Below are 5,008 nucleotides of genomic sequence, written 5' to 3' on the forward strand. Positions count from 1 at the left end.
TTCGATCCGGCCAATCCATGCCGCATCCCCGGCCTCTTCGCGGCCAACGTCCTCACCGAGCCCATCGACATCGATGCCCCCGCCGATCTCGTCTGGCCGATCGTCGTCGGCTTCGATCGCTACCCGGACTGGAACCCGCTGAACCGCTTCTTCCGGCTGGACACGCGCGCCGAGGCGGGTCAGACCGTCACCTTTGGACCCCGCTGGGGACCGTACGACAGCGAACGGCTCGGCGAGGCCGGCTTCACGCAGCACGAAACGCTCACCATCTATGAGGACAACTGCTGCCTGGCCTATGGCGTCGTGTCTCCGTGGCTCAACGCGGAGCGCGTCCAATACCTCGCGCCCGTCACCACCAGCCGAACTCGCTACTACACCTACGAGCGCACGTCCGGCGTCCTCGCCCCTTTCGTTCGACGCGTCTATGGCCGTCGCATTGTTGTCGGCTTCACCGCCAATGGCCTTGCGCTCAAGCGGCGCGCTGAAGCCCGACATGTGCCAGCCATACAACCGTCTTCGTGAAGTGCGAGGCGGTGGCGGACTTTAGCTGCCTAGCTCGCTACGACGTCTGACGCTCTCTGCCGGGGGCTGCGCCTATTTGACGAAACGGTTTTCGGTAATCTGCAGGCTGGGAATGTCGCCGCGGTTTTCGACTTCTTCGAACGTCCGCTCGTAGCCGGTCGTCTTGATCTTCCACTGCCCGTTCACCTTCACGTAGTCATCGCGATAGTACGCGGCACCACGGACCGTGATGGCGGCCTGCAGGTCGATGAACACGTCCGCCAGCGCCCATACGCCCACCGCGGTGGTCGGGCTGGTGAGTTCAATCTCGGGATGGTGGCCATGGTGTGCGGACAGCACCGTGGGGCGGTTCATGGCATCGATGAGAAACTGCACAATCTGATCGCGGCCTTGGAAGGAGTACTTGCCGCTGCTGTAGGCCGCGTTGGCGTCTTCGGTGAAGCACTCCTTCATCTCGTCCCAGCGCTTGGTGTCCAGGCAGCGGAAATACTTGTACTTGAGCCTCTTGATCGCTTCGATCTCCTGCAGATCGTACATGTTCTCAACCTCCGTTCCCGTGAATTGCAGTCACTTGCGCAGCGGCAGTTCCGCATGGCGGGCCTGAATCATGCGGCGGAAGCCGTCGTGCCAGTCGACGGCGGTTCGCCCCACCAGCTGGTGCATGCGCGTCATGTCCATTGTGAGGCTGCCGATGGTTTTGTCGGTGTCGACAAACTTGGGCTCCAATCCGGTCAGGTCTGCCATGTAGCCACACCAGTCCTCGACACTCACCGGTTCGCTGCCGCCCCAGTTGGTGATGGTTGCAGGCACCGCGGCGACCGCCAGCAACTTGGGGATGTGGGCGATGTAATCATCTTCGTGGATCGGGTTGAACAGATTGGGTTTGTCCGGATGCACCGGAATGAGCGAGCCGCCCAGCATCCAATCCAGATGCATAGCAGGCCAGCCGCCATTGTTGCCGTACGGCACACTCAGACGGGCGATGGTCGTCGGGATATTCCACTGCCGTGCTCCGAAGCGAGCCATGACCTCGGCGGCGATCTTGCAAATACTGTAAGTGGGCAAGAGGGTCTTGTGGGTGTCGTCACCGAGCGGGTCGGTTTCCTTCAGCGGGTGGTGTCCTGCATATTGATACACGCCTCCCGATGAGCAGTGGAGCCAGGCCTTGGCCTTGCGGCAGTGGTACATGAGCCGCCCGGGACCCTCGGCATTGGCCGTCAGGTCGTAGTCGAAGTCGCTGGTTTTCACCACGGCGAAGTTCAGGACGTAGGTGAAATCATCGGGAACCTTGGCGAAGGAATCCTGGGCGAGATCTGCCTGAATGCACTTGACGCCGAGCGCTTCCAACCGGGCCCGGTCGCCCGCATCGCCAAAACGGGCGAGCCCATAGACCGCATTGTGCTTGGCCAGTTCCCGCGCCATCGGCAGCGCGACCTGACTTGCCGGACCGGTGATGAGAATCTTCTCGTTCTTGAGCACTCCTACCTCCACTGTGTTGTGGTGCGAGGCAACGACGTTACACGACCGGCAAGCATTGCGTCAATCGAGCAGTTGTCGCAGAGACCCTGGCGGCTTCCAGTTCAGCACCAGCAACCGGCTGCCATAGCTTCGGCTGAAGCGCAGCACGCTCACCGAACCGGTGTTGATCACCAGGCGGCGGAAGGCCGAAAGGTCCATGGACAGATAGTGAGCAATGAGGAGCTTGATCGGATCGCCGTGCGAGATGAGCAACACGGCGCCTTCGGCTTCGGCTCGCAGGCGTTCCGCCACCGCGATCACCCTTTCCTGGACACGTGGCGCGGGCTCGATGGCGTCGCAGCGGTACGTCGGGTCCTGAATGTACCGCTGCAGATCGGCATCACCCTGCAGCTCGTCCCATGTTTTGCCCTGCCAGCTCTCTTGCACCCAGACCTCGTCCAGCCCCGGTTCTGTACGGATCGTGAGGCCATGGAGTGGCGCGATGGATTCGGCAGTTTCCTGCGTGCGCCGTTGCGGGCTGGCGGCTACCGTGCGCAACGGAAACTCGCGCAGGGCCTGCGCCGCCGCATCAGCCTCGGCCCTGCCGCGGGCGTTCAATCCAACATCGATGCGCCCCATCAGCCGGCCTGTTTCGTTCCAGTCGGTGACGCCGTGTCGGACAAGGAAAAGATCTCGGTTGGAAGACACGGCGGCATCCTAGCGCCATGATCCTCGACCGTTCAACGGGCACGGGTTTCCGCGACCTGTTGAGACTGCTCAGGAAACGGTGGCGGCGGGCCTCCGCGCCCGCCGAACTGATCTCCGCGCAGGCACAGAGGCCTGCGCCCACCAAGCTTGGCTGTTGCGGGCTCTTCATGGTGCGAGGGTGAACCGTAGGTTCATGACTACTGGCGATAAATGCGAAGACGTGCTTCGAGAGCCTGCCCATGAACATGCGCCGTCCGTCGGCCAGGGCGTTGGCCCATAAGCGACAGAACCGAGATGGGACGATTCCTTACGCCGAAGGCGTTATCCATCATAGCCCAGGGTTGCGAAGCTACCCTGGGTCGATGGTCCGAACAGTTTTCAACCCTGAAAGGGTTGCGTCCGGCCGCCGCCTCGGTCTCACACGGACCTATAGGCGTCACGTTGTAGGCCTCTGGTTGAGCTAGCCTCCGGCGGAACGGTGTCCGCAAGTCGAGTCGAGCGCAACCCCTTCAGGCTAGCCGAGGAATCGGTTTCGCTGGCCAGGGTAGCCGCTGCCGCGGCAAGGGTCACTGACCCAACCCTGGGCTATGGTACGGAACACCTTCGGCGTACGGAATACAGCCCGCTTGCTCGTGGGATGCGTTGGGCATCGCCCCGGGCGGTGGTGTCGGGCGTGAGAACGGTTCATGGCCTCTCCAAGCCGGCGCCTTCGCCGGTTCGGGCTCTCAGGACGAGCGGTTGGGTGTGCAATGTCAAGGTGTTTTACCGCTCACCCTTCTGAGTAGGCCGCTCCTGAGCAGGCGCGCGATTCTCGCACCGTGCCGAAGGGTTCTCAGCGGCCGTATCGAAGGGTGCCCGCTGGTTACCGGACTTTTTGTGCAAAGCCACGAGATCCCAGAAGTCTTTCAGGAGCTGAAGCGCCGCCGCAGCCTGCGTGTCCGGAACACGAGCGCGGAGGCGGCGGTGACAGCGGCGACGGCGCCGAGAATGACGCTGAGGCGAGTGTACGGTTGACCGAGTTCCTTTCGAGTCGCAATCAGGAGAATGAGCGTGCGGACCCATTCGATCGCCCCGAAAAGGAGGCCGAGTTGAATGACGCGAGCGGCCCAGGCATGCCGGACGAACATCAGGCAGATCATCGCCAGCGACGCCAGCAGGAGCGGTACATTGCCACTGCGGAAAAAATGCGCGGCAAGCACCAGCGCGGATAGGCCGACCGGCAAGAGTTGAAAGAACGTCACCATCAGTGAGTGTTCACCTATTGCCTGCGCCCCTGGGCCTGTTCGCGGAGGACGAATTTAGTGACCTTTCCCGAGGCCGTCATGGGCAGCGCGTCGACCAGCTCAACGAACCTTGGAACCTTGTAGTTCGCCATGTGCTCGCGACACCATTTGACGATCGCCTCGGGCGTCGGCGTGGCGCCGGGCCGCGGCACGACGTAGGCCATACCGACTTCACCCATGCGCTGGTCGGGCACGCCGATGACCGCGACCTGGGCGATGGCGTCGTGCGTCAGCATGATGCCCTCGATCTCGGCCGGGTAGCAGTTGAACCCGCCCATGATGAACATGTCCTTGATGCGATCCGTAATGCGCAGGTAGCCGCGCTCGTCCATCACGCCGACGTCTCCGGTGTGCAACCAGCCGTCGGCGTCGATGGTCTCGGCAGTGGCGGCAGGATCATCGAAGTAGCCCTTCATGACGTTATAGCCGCGCACCACGACTTCCCCCGGCTGGCCGCGCGGCACCTCGGTGCCGGTCTTGTCGATGCAACGTGCCTCGACGCCGGGGATCACCCGCCCGGAGGTCGTGGCGATGGTCTCGGCATCGTCTTCGGCACGACACATGGTGACCACGCCGGAAGTCTCCGTCAGGCCGTAACCGGTGATGATCGTTTCGATCGCCAGTTCGCGGCGCATGCGGTGGATCAGTTCCACCGGAATCACGGCCGCACCGGTAACCACCAGGCGCAGACTCGAGAGGTCGTACTTGCCGCGATCTGGGTGGGCGAGAATCGATTGGTAGAGCGTCGGCGGTCCCGGCATCACCGAGATCCGCTCCTTGTCGATGCGTTGCAGGACCGCGTCCACATCGAATACCTGGTGTGGCAGGATGGTGCAGCCGCGCATGATGGCGGAGAGCCACCCGGCCTTGTATCCGAAACCGTGGAAGAACGGGTTCACGATCAAGTAGCGGTCGCCGGCACGCAGGCCCACGATGCCGGACCAGGCGTCGAAGGCGCGCAGGTTCTGTTCGTGCGTCGTCATCACGCCCTTCGGCTTCCCCGTCGTGCCCGAGGTGAACAGGATGTCGGCGAGGTC

General features: G+C 62.9%; 6 protein-coding genes. 1 reads left to right on the forward strand and 5 read right to left on the reverse strand.

The genetic code is table 11. The features are described 5' to 3' along the window. A partial coding sequence (locus VF515_09005) for an SRPBCC domain-containing protein (GenBank protein HEX7407771.1) occupies positions 1-522 on the forward strand: 522 nt, incomplete at its 5' end. A gap of 72 nt (positions 523-594) precedes the next feature. On the opposite strand, the gene VF515_09010 is transcribed toward VF515_09005, so the two are convergent. From VF515_09010 to VF515_09030, 5 genes are all read right to left on the reverse strand, one after another. Continuing rightward, positions 595-1,059, reverse strand: a complete 465-nt coding sequence (locus VF515_09010; protein ID HEX7407772.1) for a nuclear transport factor 2 family protein — start codon at positions 1,057-1,059, stop codon at positions 595-597. Between the two features lie 30 nt (positions 1,060-1,089). After that, positions 1,090-2,001, reverse strand: coding sequence for an NAD(P)-dependent oxidoreductase (locus VF515_09015; GenBank protein ID HEX7407773.1), 912 nt, complete (start codon positions 1,999-2,001; stop codon positions 1,090-1,092). A gap of 60 nt (positions 2,002-2,061) precedes the next feature. Further along, on the reverse strand, positions 2,062-2,688 hold the full coding sequence (locus VF515_09020) for a histidine phosphatase family protein (protein HEX7407774.1): 627 nt from the start codon (positions 2,686-2,688) through the stop codon (positions 2,062-2,064). Between the two features lie 905 nt (positions 2,689-3,593). Continuing rightward, the gene (locus VF515_09025; GenBank protein ID HEX7407775.1) at positions 3,594-3,932 is read right to left on the reverse strand and encodes a hypothetical protein; all 339 of its coding nucleotides are present in this window, start codon (positions 3,930-3,932) and stop codon (positions 3,594-3,596) included. 14 nt (positions 3,933-3,946) lie between these two features. Then, positions 3,947-5,008, reverse strand: a 1,062-nt coding sequence (locus VF515_09030; protein HEX7407776.1) for an AMP-binding protein, incomplete at its 5' end; no start/stop codon positions are given.

It is taken from the genome of Candidatus Binatia bacterium (assembly GCA_036382395.1).
Taxonomy (GTDB): domain Bacteria; phylum Desulfobacterota; class Binatia; order HRBIN30; family HRBIN30; genus JAGDMS01.

What these genes read in the sequence shown, in the direction of transcription:
- VF515_09010 (HEX7407772.1), bottom strand. Translation starts at nt 1,059, where the DNA reads ATGTACGATCTGCAGGAGATCGAAGCGATCAAGAGGCTCAAGTACAAG.
- VF515_09025 (HEX7407775.1), bottom strand. Translation starts at nt 3,932, where the DNA reads ATGGTGACGTTCTTTCAACTCTTGCCGGTCGGCCTATCCGCGCTGGTG.